This window comes from Nocardioides marmorisolisilvae (genome assembly GCF_031656915.1).
GTDB lineage: Bacteria > Actinomycetota > Actinomycetes > Propionibacteriales > Nocardioidaceae > Marmoricola > Marmoricola terrisoli.
The window spans coordinates 878,681-892,960 of the sequence record NZ_CP134227.1 but is presented as its reverse complement, the minus strand read 5'-3'; the positions used below and the strand labels follow the sequence as shown (position 1 = coordinate 892,960).

At 70.3% G+C, this 14,280-nt stretch carries 13 protein-coding genes; 4 read left to right on the top strand and 9 right to left on the bottom strand.

Annotated elements, in window-relative coordinates; all coding sequences use genetic code 11:
- Positions 1 to 105 precede the first annotated feature (105 nt).
- Complete coding sequence (locus Q9R13_RS04290; protein WP_458295163.1) at positions 106 to 609, top strand: DUF3145 domain-containing protein; 504 nt, start codon at positions 106 to 108, stop codon at positions 607 to 609.
- A 16-nt stretch (positions 610 to 625) separates the two neighbouring features.
- On the opposite strand, the gene Q9R13_RS04285 is transcribed toward Q9R13_RS04290, so the two are convergent.
- The 6 genes from Q9R13_RS04285 to Q9R13_RS04260 form a co-directional block, all read right to left on the bottom strand.
- A complete protein-coding gene (locus tag Q9R13_RS04285; RefSeq protein ID WP_310963847.1) occupies positions 626 to 2,050 on the bottom strand; it encodes an acyl-CoA carboxylase subunit beta in 1,425 nt (474 codons plus the stop codon).
- Entirely contained in the window at positions 2,047 to 3,303 is a 1,257-nt protein-coding gene (gene fabF, locus Q9R13_RS04280; RefSeq protein ID WP_310963845.1) for a beta-ketoacyl-ACP synthase II, read from the bottom strand. The genes Q9R13_RS04285 and fabF overlap by 4 nt, the downstream gene beginning before the upstream one ends.
- Before the next feature lie 34 nt (positions 3,304 to 3,337).
- Positions 3,338 to 3,583, bottom strand: a complete 246-nt coding sequence (locus Q9R13_RS04275) for an acyl carrier protein (RefSeq protein ID WP_310963844.1) — start codon at positions 3,581 to 3,583, stop codon at positions 3,338 to 3,340.
- 90 nt (positions 3,584 to 3,673) lie between these two features.
- Positions 3,674 to 4,678: a beta-ketoacyl-ACP synthase III gene (locus tag Q9R13_RS04270; RefSeq protein WP_310963843.1), complete on the bottom strand. Its 1,005-nt coding sequence runs from the start codon at positions 4,676 to 4,678 to the stop codon at positions 3,674 to 3,676.
- A gap of 43 nt (positions 4,679 to 4,721) precedes the next feature.
- Complete coding sequence (locus Q9R13_RS04265; RefSeq protein WP_310963841.1) at positions 4,722 to 5,906, bottom strand: acyltransferase domain-containing protein; 1,185 nt, start codon at positions 5,904 to 5,906, stop codon at positions 4,722 to 4,724.
- Between the two features lie 121 nt (positions 5,907 to 6,027).
- Positions 6,028 to 7,200, bottom strand: coding sequence for a PucR family transcriptional regulator (locus Q9R13_RS04260; protein ID WP_310963839.1), 1,173 nt, complete (start codon positions 7,198 to 7,200; stop codon positions 6,028 to 6,030).
- Between the two features lie 190 nt (positions 7,201 to 7,390).
- On the opposite strand from Q9R13_RS04260, the gene Q9R13_RS04255 reads away from it, so the two are divergent.
- On the top strand, positions 7,391 to 8,416 hold the full coding sequence (locus Q9R13_RS04255) for an alpha/beta fold hydrolase (protein ID WP_310963838.1): 1,026 nt from the start codon (positions 7,391 to 7,393) through the stop codon (positions 8,414 to 8,416).
- Between the two features lie 9 nt (positions 8,417 to 8,425).
- Here Q9R13_RS04255 and Q9R13_RS04250 read toward each other — a convergent pair whose 3' ends face one another.
- The 3 genes from Q9R13_RS04250 to Q9R13_RS04240 all read right to left on the bottom strand — a co-directional run bounded on the left by Q9R13_RS04250 (position 8,426) and on the right by Q9R13_RS04240 (position 12,060).
- Positions 8,426 to 8,659 (bottom strand): hypothetical protein, encoded by a 234-nt coding sequence (locus tag Q9R13_RS04250; protein WP_310963837.1) that lies wholly within the window; start codon positions 8,657 to 8,659, stop codon positions 8,426 to 8,428.
- Positions 8,652 to 11,447 carry a pyruvate dehydrogenase (acetyl-transferring), homodimeric type gene (gene aceE, locus Q9R13_RS04245; RefSeq protein ID WP_310963836.1) on the bottom strand — a complete coding sequence of 932 codons (2,796 nt, stop codon included), beginning with the start codon at positions 11,445 to 11,447 and terminating at the stop codon, positions 8,652 to 8,654. Before aceE ends, Q9R13_RS04250 begins: the two co-directional genes overlap by 8 nt.
- A gap of 76 nt (positions 11,448 to 11,523) precedes the next feature.
- The gene (locus Q9R13_RS04240; RefSeq protein ID WP_310963835.1) at positions 11,524 to 12,060 is read right to left on the bottom strand and encodes an MOSC domain-containing protein; all 537 of its coding nucleotides are present in this window, start codon (positions 12,058 to 12,060) and stop codon (positions 11,524 to 11,526) included.
- 118 nt (positions 12,061 to 12,178) lie between these two features.
- Between Q9R13_RS04240 and Q9R13_RS04235 the strand changes: the two genes are divergently transcribed.
- A complete protein-coding gene (locus Q9R13_RS04235) occupies positions 12,179 to 12,598 on the top strand; it encodes a DUF3052 domain-containing protein (protein WP_310963834.1) in 420 nt (139 codons plus the stop codon).
- A gap of 14 nt (positions 12,599 to 12,612) precedes the next feature.
- The gene (locus tag Q9R13_RS04230) at positions 12,613 to 14,256 is read left to right on the top strand and encodes an AMP-binding protein (RefSeq protein WP_310963833.1); all 1,644 of its coding nucleotides are present in this window, start codon (positions 12,613 to 12,615) and stop codon (positions 14,254 to 14,256) included.
- The last annotated feature ends 24 nt before the right edge of the window (positions 14,257 to 14,280 follow it).

The following is a 14,280-nucleotide window of genomic DNA, read 5'->3' as shown; positions in this document are numbered from 1 at the left end:
ACACAATGGGATCACAAGTTCACATCTGTCACACCAACCTCCACTTCGCGAGGCCGAGACCGCTGGGGAAGGCGTACCTCGACGCCGAAGTCCAAGGAGGTTGGAATGACCAGCATCGCGACCCGTGGCGTCCTCTACGTCCACTCGGCGCCGTCTGCGCTGTGCCCGCACGTGGAGTGGGCCGCCGGTGGTGTGCTCGGCGTGGGTGTGAACCTCGACTGGACGCCCCAGCCCGCCCAGGCCGGCACCTACCGAGCGGAGTACTTCTGGGCCGGTCCGGCCGGCACTGCCGCCGCCGTGACGTCGGCGCTGCGTGGCTGGAACCACCTGCGCTTCGAGATCACCGAGGAGCCCACCGCGAGCAGCGAGGGCGCTCGCTACTCCTACACCCCCGAGCTCGGTGTCTTCCACGCCGTCACCGGGCTGCACGGAGACATCATGATCCCCGAGGACCGGCTCAAGGCGGCCGCGCTGAAGGCCTCGCTCGGCGACGCCGCGCTCCCGGTCGAGATCGACAAGCTGCTGGGCAAGCCCTGGGACGACGAGCTCGAGGCCTTCCGGCATGCCGGCGACGGCGCCCCCGTGCGCTGGCTGCACCAGGTGGTCTGAGCGAGCCGACCGCGGGTCAGAGCGGGATGTTGCCGTGCGCTCCGCGGGTCACCAGGCCCGAGTCCGCGATGGCTGCTGCGATCACCGAGCGGGTGTGCTCCGGCGCGACGACCTCGTCGACGACGCCGATCTCGAGGGCCTTGTCGATGCCACCGGCGATGCGGGTGTGCTCCTCGGCCAGCTCGTTCTCGACCTGGCTGCGGATCTCCGGGGCGACCTCGGCCAGCTTGCGCCGATGCAGGATCCGAACCGCGGCCACGGCGCCCATCACCGCCACCTCAGCGCCCGGCCAGGCGAACACCCGGGTCGCCCCGAGTGAGCGCGAGTTCATCGCGATGTAGGCGCCGCCGTACGTCTTGCGGGTGATCACCGTGACGCGGGGGACGACGGCTTCACCGAAGGCGTGCAGCAGCTTCGCGCCGCGACGCACCACCCCGTCCCACTCCTGGCCGACGCCGGGCAGGTAGCCGGGCACGTCGACCAGCACGATCAACGGGATGCCGAACGCATCGCACATCCGCACGAACCGGGAGGCCTTCTCCGCCGAGAGCGAGTCCAGGCAGCCGCCCAGACGAAGCGGGTTGTTGGCGATGACGCCGGCGGTGCGTCCCCCGAAGCGGCCCAGCGCGGTGACGATGTTCGGCGCCCAGCGAGTGTGCAGCTCCTGCACGCTGCCTTCGTCGAGCACCGCCTCGACCAGCGGGTGTACGTCGTAGGCGCGCTTGTGCGACTCCGGGAGCAGGGCGCCCAGGTCGGTGTCCGTGACCGCTGCGACGTCCAAGGTCCCCTGGGTGCCGAGCAGGTGCGTGATCGCTCGCGCACGCTGGATCGCCTCGTCCTCGGTCTCGGTCAACACGTGGACGACACCGGAGCGCCGGCCGTGCGGCTCGGGTCCGCCGAGGCGGAGCATGTCGACGTCCTCGCCGGTGACCGAGCGCACCACGTCCGGGCCGGTGACGAAGATCCGGCCCTCGGGGCCGAGGATGACCACGTCGGTCAGCGCCGGTCCGTAGGCGGCGCCGCCGGCGGCCGGACCGAGCACGACCGAGATCTGCGGGATCGTCCCCGACGCGCGTGTCATCGCATGGAAGATCTGGCCCACCGCGTGCAACGACAACACGCCCTCGGCCAGTCGGGCACCGCCGGAGTGCCACAGCCCGATGATCGGGATCCGGTCGTTCAGGGCACGCTGGTAGGCCTCCACGACGACGCGGCAGCCCAGGTCGCCCATCGCGCCGCCCATCACGGTGGGGTCGGAGCAGAAGGCCACCGCGGGCGAGCCGTCGATGTGCCCGATCGCGGCGAGCATTCCCGAGTCGTCGACCGGGGTGAGCGTCTGAAGGGTGCCATCGTCGAAGAGGGCGCCCATCCGGTTCAGCGGGTGCCGGGGGTCGTCGAGTCGGGGCGCCTTGGCGACCGGCCTCTCGGGGGCCTGGGTCATGACGGGCTCCCGAAGGCGACGGCGACGTTGGCGCCGCCGAAGCCGAAGGAGTTGTTCAGCGCCGCGATATCGCCGCTGCGCAGCTCGCGTGCCGTGGTGGGGATGTCCAGCTCGACGGCAGGATCGAGGTGGTCGAGGTTGATCGTCGGTGGCGAGATCCGGTGATGGATCGCGAGCACGGTGGCGATCGACTCCAGGGCGCCGGCGCCGCCGAGCAGGTGCCCGGTCATCGACTTGGTGCTGGTGACCACGACCTCGTCGGCGTGCTTGCCGAGCGTGGCGTGGATCATCAGGCCCTCGGCGACGTCCCCCTGGGGTGTCGACGTGGCGTGCGCGTTGACGTGAGCGACGTCCGCTGGGGCGATCCTGGCGTCCTCGAGGGCGCGCTGGATGGCTCGCGTGCCTCCGCGGCCCTCCGGGTCGGGCTGAGCGATGTCGTGGGCGTCGTTCGTGATCCCGGCGCCGAGCACCTCGGCGTAGATCCGTGCGCCGCGGGCCTGCGCGTGCTCGAGCTCCTCGAGAACCAACACCCCGGCGCCCTCGCCCAGCACGAAGCCGTCCCGCCCGATGTCCCAGGGGCGGGAGACCGTCGTCGGGTCGCCGCCGTCCTCGCCGCTCGCGGTCTTGGACAGCGCCATCATGTTGGCGAACGCGGCCATCGGCAGCGGGTGGATCGCCGCCTCGGTGCCGCCTGCCAGCATCACGTCCGCCCGGCCGAGCCGGATCTGGTCCAGCGCCAGGGCGACCCCCTCGTTGCCCGAGGCACAGGCCGAGACGGGCGTGTGGACGCCGGCGCGGGCGCCGACGTACAGGCTGATGTTCGCCGCCGGGGCGTTCGGCATCAGCATCGGGACCGCCAGGGGGGACACCCGCCGCGGGCCCTTCTCCTTGAGCGCGTCGTAGTTGCTCAGCAGCGTGGTCACGCCGCCGATGCCTGAGGCGACCGCAACCCCGAGCCGCTCAGGATCAGCGCCACCGTCCGACAGTCCCGAGTGGGCCCATGCCTCCATCGCAGCGACCATCGCCAGCTGGGCGGAGCGGTCGAGCCGGCGGGCCCGCACCCGCTCGAGGACGTCGGTCGGGTCGACCGCGGCCGAGGCGGCGATCTTCACCGGCAAGGCCTCGGCCCAGTCCTGCTCCAGGCGGCGTACGCCGGACCGGCCTGCGACCAGCGCCTCCCAAGTGCTGGCGACGTCACCGCCCACCGGGCTGGTGGTGCCCAGCCCGGTGACTACGACTCTTCTGCGGCTCATGGTGTGCGCTCCCTCGGGATCGTCGGACGAACGATCAGGCGGCCTGTGCCTTCTCGATGTAGTTGACCGCGTCGCCGACGGTCTTCAGGTTCTTGACCTGGTCGTCGGGAATGGTCACCGAGAACTTCTCCTCGGCGGCGACCACGACCTCGACCATCGACAGCGAGTCCACGTCGAGGTCGTCAGAGAACGACTTCTCCAGCTGGACGTCGTCGGCGGGGATGCCGGTGACCTCGTTGACGATCTCGGCGAGCTCGGAGCGGATCTCTTCGGTGCTCATCTGGTGCGTTCCCTTCGTGGGTGGTGGCGGTTTCATGGTGCTGCGATGTGGCCAGGATGGCCTGTGCCCGGTGCGGGTCGCACGGGCGGTCTAGGGGATCCGGATCACCTGGGCGGCGAAGGAGAGTCCGGCGCCGAACGCGATCAGGAGGGCGGTATCGCCGGACCGCGCTTCACCGTCCAGGACGAGCTGACGCAGCGCGAGCGGGACCGACGCGGCCGAGGCGTTGCCCTGGTGGGCGATGTCGCGGGCGATCCGCACCGTGTCCGGCAGCTTCATCGAGCGCGCCATCGCGTCGGTGATCCGCATGTTGGCTTGGTGGGGCACGAACAGGTCGAGATCCTCGGGTCGGACCCCGCTGCGCTCCAGGGTCTCGGTGGCCACCTTGGCCATCTCGAAGGCCGCCCAACGGAACACCTCGGCACCCTTCATCACCAGGTGCGGCATCGTGGTGGAGCCGACGGCGACCACGTCGCGCCAGTCCTCGGTCTGTCGGATCAGGTCGTACTTGCCGCCGTCACTGCCCCAGACCACCGGGCCGATGCCCTGGGTCTCGGCAGGTCCCACCACCGCCGCGCCGGCGCCGTCGCTGAAGATGAAGGCGGTGCCGCGGTCGGTCGGGCTGGTGATGTCGGAGAGTCGCTCGACACCGATCACCAGCACGTGCCGGGCCGAACCGGCGCGGACCAGGTCCGAGGCGATCGCCAGGCCGTGGCAGAAGCCGGCGCAGGCCGCCGAGATGTCGAAGGCCGCGCCGGTGCTGCCCAGCTCATGGGCGATCATCGTTGCCGCGGACGGGGTCTGCAGCAGGTGGGAGACGGTGGCGACGATGACCACGTCGATCTGTCCGGGCTGGATGCCGGCGTCGTCGATGGCCTCGCGGGCAGCACCCACGGACATCGCCACCACGGACTCCTCCGGGGTGGCGAACCGACGCTCGACGATGCCGGAGCGCTGCTGGATCCACTCGTCGCTGGAGTCGATCGCCTCGACGACATCGGCGTTGGGTACGACACGGCTGGCGCGGTAGAGACCGAGACCGAGCACCGCGCTGGGCTGCAGCGTCCGGACGGTGTCCAGAGAGGGGGCGCTCACAGGCTCACCGCCTCGGGCAAGCCCAAGGCGGGTACAGGCCCGCTCACGAGACCACCGCCTTGGGGTGCAGTCTGATCAGCGGCTGGCCCGGAGAGACCAGGTCGCCGTCCTCGACGAGCCACTCGACGATCACGCCGCCGTACGGCGCGACGACCGGCGTACGGTCGCGGAGGCTGGTGATCGTCCCGATCTCGGCGGTGGGCTGCAGCGAGTCGCCCTCCATGGCGTCGTTGCGCGCGAACGTGCCCTTCGCCGGCGCCACCAGCATCCGCCACGTCGGCGAGGTGTCGATCGGCGATGGTGTGCCATGCCGCTCGACGAAGATGCGTGCCTCGTCGAGTTGGTCCGGGGTGCTCAGCGCGAACGTCTCAACGCCGGGCAGCGCGCGCTTGGCGATCCCCACCAGGGTCCCGGCAGGCGGCATCTCCAGGAGACCCGTGACCCCGAGGTCCTGCATCGTCTCCATGCACAGGTCCCACCGGACGGGGTTGCTGACCTGGCTGACGATCCGGCGCACGACCTCGCGCCCGTCGTGGACGACCTGGCCGTCGGCATTGCTGATGAGAGCGGTGCGCGGGTCGTGGGTGGACACCGCGCGGGCCAGGGTGCCGAGCACGCCGACGGCGGGCGCCATGTGCTCGGTGTGGAACGCCCCGGCCACCTGCAGCGGGCGGACCCGGGCGCGCGCCGGCGGCTGATCCGCGAAGGACGCGAGCTGCTCGAGGGTTCCGGCGGCGACGACCTGCCCGGCTGCGTTGACGTTCGCGGCGGTCAGACCGTGTGCGGCGATCGCCGCGATCACCTCGTCGCGGTCACCGCCCAGCACCGCACTCATGCCGGTCGGGGTGGCGGCGGCTGCGTGAGCCATCGCCTTGCCCCGCTCGCGGACCAGCACCATCGCCTGCTCGGCGGTGATGGCCCGCGCGCCCGCGGCCGCGGTGATCTCACCTACGCTGTGGCCAGCGACCGCGCCGATGCGCCGGAAGGCGTCGGCAGGGTGCGGGAACAGCGACAGCGCTGCGACGAGCCCGGCCCCGACGAGCAACGGCTGGGCGATGGCAGTGTCGCGGATGGCCTCGGCATCGGCGTGCGTGCCGTAGTGGGCCAAGTCGATCCCGGCGACCGCGGAGAGCCAGTCCAGTCGCGCCGCGAACTCGGGATCCTCGAGCCACGGCTGCAGGAAGCCGGGAGTCTGGGCGCCTTGTCCGGGAGCGACGATGATCAGCACATGCACCACTGTGCCCGTCGGACGGCGGCGGAGGCTCCTCCACCGCATACGAAAACCACCCCGCAAAATTTGTAGGGTTCCTACAACATCCGGCGGGTCGAGCTCGACCCGCCGCGCGCCGTCAGGGGCCTCCGTCGGACCCGCGCTGCAGCCGCCCCAGCACGAGCGCCGTACGCACCGTGTAGGCGTCGCGAGGATCGATCGGGTTGAGGCCGGTCAGCTCGGTGGCGCGGCGCAGCCGGTAACGAACCGTGTTGGCGTGCACGAACAAGGCGCGAGCCGTCGCCTCGATCGACGAGCCGTTGTCGAGGTAGACCCGCGTGGTGTCGAGGATGACGGCGCCCGCCGACGCGAGGACGGCGTACACCTGTTCGACGAGTTGGGCCCGCGCCTCGGCGTCTCCGTCCAGGGCGCGCTCGGCAAGGAGGTCGTCGGCGGCCACCGGTCGGGGCGCATCCACCCAGCCCGGTACGGCGCGCAGGCCGGACAGGGCGGCCTCGGCCGAGCGACGGGCGTCACCGAGACCCGGCACAACCGGACCGATCACCACCGGGCCAGGGGCGAACGAGTCGGCCAGTCGTGCCACAGGACGGCCGTCGGGCCCGACGCCGCCGAGGACCACGACCAAGCGCTTGCCCTGGACGGCGCACAGGCAGTCGAGCTTGTGGTCATGGGCGAACCGGCGGACGCTGTCGATCGCTGACTCCGATCCGAGACCACCGACGGTCACGACCACCCGCCCGCCTCCACGCCAGCCGAGTGCGCTGGCCCGCGAGACCAGGTCGTCGTCGCCGTTGTCGGACCCGCGCAGCACGGCGTCGACCACCAGGGCCTCGAGCCGGGCGTCCCAGGCGCCGCGCTGCTCGGCGGCGCGGGCATAGACCTCGGCGGTGGCGAAGGCGAGCTCGCGCGCGTAGCTGTTGAGCACTGCGCGCACCTCGTGGGCGTCCGCATCGCCCAGGACGTCGTCGAGGTGCTCGTCGACCACGCTGATCGAGAGACGCACGAGCGCGACGGTCTGCTCGAAGCTGATCTCGGTCGCAAGGTCACGGGGCGCGACGCCGAACACCTCGGCGCTGACCCGGGCGTTGCCCAGGGTGCTGCGGTACCAGTCGATGAACGACTTGATGCCCGCCTGGACGATCAGCCCGATCCACGACCGGTCCTCGGCAGGCAGCTGACGGACCCACGGCAGGTCATGCTCCATCCGGGCCAGGGCCGCGCTGCTCAGCGACCCGGCAGCGCGGGTGAGCCGCTGGGTGATCTGTGCTCGGCTGCGGGCGGAGGTGGCCACGGTGCGACTGTACGGAGTCCGGCGCATGGTCGGCGACACGCCCACTCGTCACACCAGCAACATCAGCACCACGGGCGCCCTTTTCGGCGCGAGAAAACCCAGAAGAACAAGGGTCATGGGCGACGATCTGGAACGAGTTCTGCTTGAATCTGCGAGGACTGTTCGGGGTTGAGGTGCGGAGGGAGCGGCCATGGCCAGCACTGCGGGAGCACCGATCGAGGTGCAGCGGGTCACCATCCACGGTCATGCGCGGGCCTTCGTCAAGGTCGGCCCGACGGAGCGCAAGGGCGGCCACCGGGGCGGAACCGCTCCGGTCATCCTGCTGCTGCACGGTCTGGGCTGCGACCACACCACCTGGCTCCCCGTCATCCGCCATCTGGCCAGGACGCACACCGTGATCGCTCCGGACATGCTCGGGCACGGGCTGAGCGCCAAGCCCCGGGCCGACTACTCGATCGGCGCCTTCGCGAACGGGATGCGGGACCTGTGCACAGTGCTGGGCGTCGACAAGGTAACCGTCGTCGGGCACAGCCTCGGCGGCGGCGTCGCGATGCAGTTCGCCTACCAGTTCCCCGAGCGCACCGAGCGGCTCATCCTGGTCGCGCCCGGTGGGCTCGGGCCGGAGGTCACCCCGCTGATTCGCGCTCTCACGATCCCGGGCGCGCACCAGGCGCTGGGCCTGGTGACGCTGCCCGGTGTGCGGCATGCCGGCAAGGCCGTGCTGCACGGGCTGAGCCGCACCGGCAACCCGGCGACGCGGGACCTCGCCGAGATCGCGGACATCTACGAGTCGTTCAAGGACCCCCATGCGCGGGCCGCGATCAGGCACGTCGTCCGCACGGTCATCGACCTGCGGGGTCAGATCGTCAGCATGGTCGACCGGGCCTACCTCACCCAGGCGATGCCGATGCTGATCGTCTGGGGTACCGAGGACATGGTGCTGCCTGTCCGGCACGCCGAGAACGTCGCGGCCATCGCGCCAGGTGCCGTGGTCGAGATCTTCCCGAACTCCGGCCACTTCCCGCACAAGGACCACCCCGAGCGCTTCGTCAAGGTCGTGCGCGAGTTCATTCGGCACACCGAGCCGGCGACGTACCACCGGGGACGCTGGCGCACGTTGCTTCGCAACGGCCCCACCGCGCCCCTGGCCGGCGCTGCAGCCGGTGATGGGCCGGTCGCAGCGGTCCGTCCGCTGCGGCGCGCCCAGCAGCGGTGATCCGTCCGCCTAGCTGCGCTGCTCGGGCCCGACGCGCAGGAACACCGTGGCCAGGGTGATCACCACGCCGAGGGCCAGCGACACGACGCCGAGGGTGCGCAGCAGCGCCCGCAGATCGTCGACCGCCGGGATCATCACCAGCAGCAGCACCGCGCCCAGCAGGTAGGCCCACGCCCCCCGGCGCACACCGAGCATCCAGTCGCTCCGGCGCGCCAACGGCCGCTGATCGGAGCGATCAGGCATCGCCACCCTCCTGGGCGATGCCCGAGACGGCGGTCGGGTCATCGATCCGATACTTGGTGAACGCGTCCATGACCTTGTCGTGCTTGATCTCGCCACGTTCGGCGAGTGCCGCGAGGACCTGGACGACCACGCTCTGGGCGTCGACGTTGAAGAACCGTCGGGCGGCGGGCCGGGTGTCTGCGAAGCCGAAGCCGTCGGTTCCGAGCACGTGGAAGTCACCCGGCACCCAGCGTGCGATCTGCAGGGGTACGGCGCGCATGAAGTCGGTCACCGCGACGATCGGGCCCTCGACGCCGTCGAGCTTGCCGGTCACGTAGGGCTGGCGCGCCGGCGCGTCGGGATTGCGCAGCGCCAGCCGCTCGGTGTCGACCGCGTCGCGGGCGAGCTCGTTCCACGACGTCACCGACCATAGGTCGGCAGCGACTCCCCAGTCCTCGGCGAGCAGCTGCTGGGCCTCGACGATCCAAGGGAAGGCGACTCCGGATGCGAGCAGCTGGACCCGCGGGCCCTCCGTCCGATCGCTCGCTGCGAACCGGTAGATGCCCTTGAGCAGTCCCTCGACGTCGATGTCGTCGGGCTCCTTGGGCTGGCTGACCGGCTCGTTGTAGACGGTCAGGTAGTAGATGACGTCCTCGCCGTGTGGGAACTCCTCGCTGCTGCCGTACATCCGGCGCAGCCCGTCCTGCATGATGTGCGAGATCTCGTGGGCGTGTGCGGGGTCGTAGTGCACGACCGCTGGGTTGGTGGCCGCGAGCAGCGGGGAGTGGCCGTCGGCGTGCTGGAGGCCCTCGCCGGTGAGGGTGGTGCGCCCGGCGGTGGCGCCGATCAGGAAGCCGCGCGCGAGCTGGTCGGCCATCGCCCAGATGAAGTCACCGGTGCGCTGGAACCCGAACATCGAGTAGAAGATGTAGAACGGGATCATCGGCTCGCCGTGGGTCGAGTACGCCGAGCCCGCGGCGATCGCCGACGACATCGCACCCGCCTCCGAGATGCCCTCGTGCAGCATCTGGCCGTCCTTGGCCTCCCGCCACTTCAGCAGCAGCTTGCGGTCGACGGACTCGTAGGTCTGACCGTGCGGGTTGTAGATCTTCGCGCTCGGGAACATCGAGTCCATCCCGAAGGTTCGGAACTCGTCGGGGGCGATCGGCACGATCCGCGGACCGATCTCCGGGTCCTTCATCCAGTCCTTGACCAGCCGGACCAGCGCCATGGTCGTGGCGATCTTGTTCTTGCCCGAGCCCTGTTTGAGCTCGGAGTAGACCGCGTCGCCGGGCAGCTTGAGGATCCTGCTGTCGACCTTGCGCTCGGGGATGAATCCGCCCAGCTGGCGGCGCCGCTCGAGCATGTACTCGATCTCGGGGGAGTCCATCCCGGGGTGGAAGAACGGCGCGGTGTGGTCGGCGTCGTACCGCGACTCGATCTCCTTGTCGCTGATCGGGAGGTACAGCCGGTCGCGGAACTTCTTCAGGTCGTCCTTGTTGAGCTTCTTCATCTGGTGGGTGGCGTTCTTGCCCTCGAGGGCGTCGATCGTCCAGCCCTTGATGGTGTGGGCGAGGATCACCGTCGGCTGCCCGACGTGCTTGGTCGCCGCGTCGAAGGCGGTGTAGACCTTGCGATAGTCGTGGCCGCCGCGCGGCAGCTTCTCGATCTGCCGATCGCTCATGTGCTCGACCATCTTCCGCAGCCTCGGGTCGGGGCCGAAGAAGTGCTCGCGGTTGTAGGCGCCGTCCTCGACCGAGAAGGTCTGGAACGCACCATCCGGTGTCTTGTTCATCTGGTTGACCAGGACACCGTCGACGTCGCGGGCGAGCAGCTCGTCCCACTCGCGGCCCCACAGCACCTTGATGACGTTCCATCCGGCGCCGCGGAAGATCGACTCCAGCTCCTGGATGATCTTGCCGCTGCCGCGCACGGGCCCGTCGAGCTGCTGGAGGTTGCAGTTGATGACGAACGTGAGGTTGTCCAGCTCCTCGCGCGCGGGCAGGCCGATCGCGCCGAGGCTCTCCGGCTCGCCCATCTCGCCGTCGCCCAGGAACGCCCACACGCGCTGCTGGCTGGTGTCCTTGATGCCGCGGTTCTGCAGATAGCGGTTGAACCGGGCCTGGTAGATCGCGTTCATCGCGGTCAGGCCCATCGAGACGGTCGGGAACTCCCAGAAGTCCGGCATCAGCCGCGGGTGGGGGTAGGACGACAGCCCGCGTCCGACCCCGTGCTGCACCTCTTGGCGGAAGTAGAGGAGCTGCTCCTCGGTCATCCGGCCCTCGAGGAACGCGCGGGCGTAGATGCCGGGGGAGGCGTGGCCCTGGATGTAGATCTGGTCACCGCCGCCGGGGTGGCTCCGACCGCGGAAGAAGTGGTTGAAGCCGACCTCGTAGAGGCTGGCGCTGGACTGATAGGTGGCGATGTGACCGCCGACCTCCAGGCCCTTGCGGTTGGCGTCGGAGACCATCACCGCGGCGTTCCAGCGGATGAACGACCGGATCCGGCGCTCGATGTCCTCGTCGCCGGGGAACCAGGGCTCGCGCTCGGGCGGGATGGTGTTGATGTAGTCGGTGCTCCGCAGCGCGGGCACGCCGACCTGCTTCTCCCGCGCCCGCTCGAGCAGGCGCAGCATCACATAGCGCGCTCGATCGCGGCCACGGTCGGCGACCATGGCGTCGAAGGAGTCGATCCAGTCGTTGGTCTCGTCAGGATCGATGTCCGGCAGCTGGGTGGGCAGGCCTTCGTGGATCACGGGTGGGATCTGCGGGGCCGGCTCGTGGTTGGTTGCGTCTTGCGAGGTCGTCACTCCTGCATCGTCCCACGCGGAACCAGCCTGCGGAATCTACTGCCCAGTAGGTCCGGACCTGCTCGGCACCGGGCTGTCAGACGGGGGCCAGCGGTGCAGCGGGACTGTCCGGGAGCACAACCCCGAGTGGGTCGCCGGGATGCACCACGCCGCCCTCGATCACGACCCCCATCACTCCTGCCCGACGCACCACCGAGCCGTCGGCACCGCGTCCGACCACCCGGGCCAGGACTCCCTTGCGGTAGGCGTCGATCTGCCAACAGGGATTGCGCAGGCCGGTGACCTCGACGATCGCCTGCGCGCCGAGGTGCAACCGGGCACCGGTCGGCAGGGAGAGCAGGTCCACGCCCCGAGTGGTGACGTTCTCGCCGAGTCCCCCCGGCGGTACGTCGTACCCCTGCTCCGCAAGCTCGGCGAGCAGTTCGCCGTGCAGCAGGTGGACCTGACGCAGGTTGGGCTGCGACGGGTCACGGGCGACCCGGGATCGATGCTGCACGGTTGTCCCGAGGTGAGCGTCGCCCTCCACGCCGAGCCCGGCGAGCAGCCGGATCCGGTCCGCCGGGGCCTTGCTGAACCGGTGCCGTTCGTCGCGGTGGACGGCGAGCACGATCACCACAGCAGGGTGGCACGGGCGTCTCGCAGTGAGGACGGCGGGGGAGCGGGGTTGCGCTCGACCTGCGACTCCGCTGAACTTGCGTCACCACAGTCCCAGCAGAAGGCGAGGAACAGGCGTGAACGCGACCGCAGGCGGTGCGGACGTCCGGATCAGTGACCGGATGGGGCTCAGGCCCGGGATGACCGTCCAGGAGCTGGGCTGGGATGAGGACGTCGACGACGAGCTGCGGGTCGCGATCGAGGACGCGATCGACGCCGATCTTGTCGACGGGGACCACGGTGACGTGGTCGACGCGGTGATGCTGTGGTGGCGCAAAGCTGACGGAGACCTGGTCGACGCGCTCGTCGACTCGCTGACCGATCTCGTCGGCGGCGGCGCGATATGGCTGCTGACCCCGAAGATCGGACGACCGGGCGCGGTCGATCCTGCCGAGATCACCGAGGCGGCGCCGGTGGCCGGCCTCAGCACCACCACGACGATCCCGGCGTGCCAGGACTGGACGGCCACGCGACTCGTCGCGCCCAAGACCCGCTAGCGCAAGGAGTCAGCATGCTGACCGAGCTCGCACAGAGGACTGCTCGGCTCGCCGTCGCCCAGGCTCGGCGCCAGGTGGTCATGGTGATGACGATGAGCAGGGCAGGTGTGGTCCGGCCCCACAACCCGGTCCGGCTGGCCCAGGTCGGCAAGGCGCTGAAGGACTGGGGGATGGGCTTCGCCGGTGGCATCACCGCGATGCGGCTGCTCAACGGCGACCAGGCCGCCCTGATCGACGAGCTCGGCACCCTGACGTGGGCCGAGGTCGACGCCCGTACCAACGCGCTGGCCGACGCGCTGTCCCGCTCCGGTGTCGCCGAGGGCGACAGCGTCGCGGTCCTGTGTCGCAACCACCGCTACTTCCTCGAGGTCTCGACGGCGCTGGCCAAGCTCGGGGCGGACATCCTCTACCTGAACACCTCCTTCGCCGCCCCGCAGCTCGGCGAGGTCTGCGCACGAGAGCAGCCAACGGCGGTCATCTACGACGAGGAGTTCGAGGGGCTCATCGACCGTTCCGGCGTCGAGATGCACCGGATCCTCGCGTGGAGCGACGGCGAGGTCGACCGCGACAAGGTCGAGGCCCTGATCGCCTCCGGTTCGGGCGCGCCCCGCCGACCGAGCGGCCGGCTGAGCCGGCCGGTGATCCTGACCTCCGGCACCACCGGGACCCCCAAGGGAGCGCCGCGGTCCGAGGCCGGCCTCGACGGCGCGGTCGCGCTGCTGTCGCGGATGCCGTTCCGCAGCGGCGACACCGTGCACATCGCGGCGCCGGTCTTCCACACCTGGGGCTGGGCGCACCTGAACCTTGCGATGCTGCTGGGCAGCACCATCGTGCTGCGCCGTCGCTTCGACCCGGCCGACTGCCTCGCGACCCTCGACGAGCACGACTGCGAGGGCCTGGTCGTCATCCCCGTCATGCTCCAGCGGATGCTCCGGCTCCCCGAGGAGCAGCGTGCGGGCGACTACACGCAGCTCCGGGTGGTGGCAGCGTCCGGCTCGGCCCTGCCCGGCGACCTGGCCACCGAGTGGATGGACACCTTCGGCGACAACCTCTACAACACCTATGGGTCGACCGAGGTCGCGTGGGCCACGATCGCGCAGCCCCAGGACATGCGCGCAGCCCCCGGCACGGCCGGCAAGCCGCCGCCGAACACGGTGGTCCGGATCTACGACGAGCACGACCAGGAGGCGCCGGTCGGCTCGCCGGGGCGGATCTTCGTGGGCAACTCCATGCTGTTCGGCGGCTACACCGGAGGCGGCCACAAGCAGTTCATCGACGGTCTGATGTCCACCGGCGACATCGGCCGGATGGACGAGGAGGGTCGGCTGTTCGTCGAGGGCCGTGACGACGAGATGATCGTCTCCGGCGGGGAGAACGTCTTCCCCAAGGAGGTCGAGGACTGCCTCACCCGCCACGAGGCCGTGGTGGAGGCGGCTGCGGTCGGCGTCGACGACCCCGACTTCGGCAAGCGGCTGCGCGCGTTCGTGGTGCTGGCCGACGGCACCGAGCCCGACGAGGACACCCTGAAGACCTGGATCAAGGACAACCTGGCCCGCTACAAGGTGCCCCGCGAGTTCGTCTTCCTGCCCGAGCTGCCCCGCAACGCGACCGGCAAGGTGCTCAAGCGCGAGCTCGTCGACTGGTCGCCCGAGGACTGAGTCTGCCCGCCCACGGATAGGCTC